The organism is Sinorhizobium sp. 8-89 (assembly GCF_030124325.1).
GTDB lineage: Bacteria > Pseudomonadota > Alphaproteobacteria > Rhizobiales > Rhizobiaceae > Sinorhizobium.
In genome coordinates this window covers 1-1,627 of record NZ_JASKLR010000075.1, presented here as the reverse complement: position 1 = coordinate 1,627, position 1,627 = coordinate 1, and the positions used below count along the sequence as shown (strand labels likewise).

Sequence of the window (1,627 nt, the reverse complement as noted above, 5' to 3'; positions counted from 1 at the left end):
GCCAGGATAGGGCGCGAGTTGCTCGTTCCAATCGATGAGACGAGTGACAGGTTCCCTCCGTGCGACGCGATCTGAACCGGAAAGATCGACCCAATGCGGTCGCTGGCCACAGGCACAGAAAACTTCCCAAGTCAGGCCCAAGCCGGACATTCGGCAACAATGGTCTTTAGAGCCGCTCAAAGCGGCAACGGCAGATTGCGGCTTTAGCGCCACGCAGATTACTCTGCGGGAAGATAGACGCCTGGCGGCGCTTTGGCCCGCAGGTGCGCCCTAAAGAGAGCCTTGAACTCCCGAAAACGCTCGAATCCGGCAAAGCCTGACGCGCGGAGCACAGTTGTTTCGGCAACTCTACACTGTGCCGCGAGCGACCTGGCTGTCGCAAATGCTATGAACTCAGGCCGCTCAAGCGCGAATCTCAGGACGCACTCAACCTGAGGGGAAATCGAGCTGCGCTTCACCAGAATCAGTTTCTTCAGTTCAAGAACGCTGCAAGGTGGTGCGGTGGCAGGGGCCGTGTTCATGTCTCTTCACCTTAGCAAAAGCAAGCCTTTAGAGGGTTGGTCTAGGGACTCGGCGTCACTCCATGCTCCATGAGCGACGGGTCGCCTGGAGCCTGTGTTTGGTCAGGCGGCCAATAGTGATTTCAAGCGTACGCTGGGGGACGCCAAGGCATCGACGCTCAGCTTCGGCGGCTTCTACGGACCGGGTTCCCCAGCCGAGAGTTTTGAACACACGCTGAGTTATTTGAAGAGCGTGTTCGCTTTCATCGGCATTACCGATCCTGAGGTCATCGTCGCCGACGGCGTCAATATAAGTTCTGAGCAGCGCGAGTCCTCTCTGAAGGAGGCAAAGGCGCAGATAGCCGACCTGAAGGCGGCGTAGGTCCTCACCGACGGGCTGAATTGGCTTTCGTGCTCCGTCTTTCGGGCCGCCAACGCCATGGACGCAGCGGCGAGGATCCTGCGGTTCCACATCCGGTGGCGATCGTCGTCTTGCTTCTGACGACTCTTCGCATCGTCTGGTGGCGTTTCGATCGGAAGCCGCTGACCGTTCAGGTATCGTCCCGCTGTCAGGACCGCATCCCAAGCTGGATTCACGTCGCCTTCTATGTCGTTATTCTCGGCATGGTCGCCGGCGGCATCGGGATGATGGTCTGAGCGGCGCGGCACCTGCGCTCTTTGGCGCGCCCGGCGCGATCTTTCCGAACTTCCCGAGTATCCGCCACGGGCTCCCCATGGCTTGGGGGTGGGGGCCACTTGATCGTTGGGCTGCGGTTCGCCGCGATGGGCCTTTCCGGCGGATGTGGTATGGCGGCTGACTGGATCGAGTGGAGCGACCCGAGATACCAGCCACTGCGGACCTTTGCGCCATCGACGCGCAATGGCCGCCTTGGGTCGAAGGGAGCCGTTCCTCAGGAGCCCTGTGCACGGCTTGTTGCGAGGGTGTTCTGGGCTAGAAGATCGCATAATGTATCAACGGGAACCCGCTACGGCTTCCCGTCTTCCCTGCGGCGTCGATGTAGGAGTAACTACCGGACCACTTGAAGAGCTTCGTCGATGAGCAGGTTGCGGGGCGGGGCTACGGGACGAGCAGCGAGTATATCCGCGAACTGATCCGTCGAGATCAG

At 60.2% G+C, this 1,627-nt stretch carries 3 protein-coding genes; all 3 read left to right on the top strand.

Features of this window, described 5'->3' with window-relative positions; translation table 11 throughout:
- Positions 1–615: 615 nt before the first annotated feature.
- Entirely contained in the window at positions 616–882 is a 267-nt protein-coding gene (locus QN219_RS33700; protein ID WP_284004749.1) for an NAD(P)H-dependent oxidoreductase, read from the top strand.
- A 29-nt stretch (positions 883–911) separates the two neighbouring features.
- A complete protein-coding gene (locus QN219_RS33695) occupies positions 912–1,157 on the top strand; it encodes a hypothetical protein (RefSeq protein ID WP_284004747.1) in 246 nt (81 codons plus the stop codon).
- A gap of 383 nt (positions 1,158–1,540) precedes the next feature.
- The coding region (locus QN219_RS33690; RefSeq protein ID WP_405052319.1) for a type II toxin-antitoxin system ParD family antitoxin at positions 1,541–1,627 on the top strand (87 nt) is incomplete at its 3' end.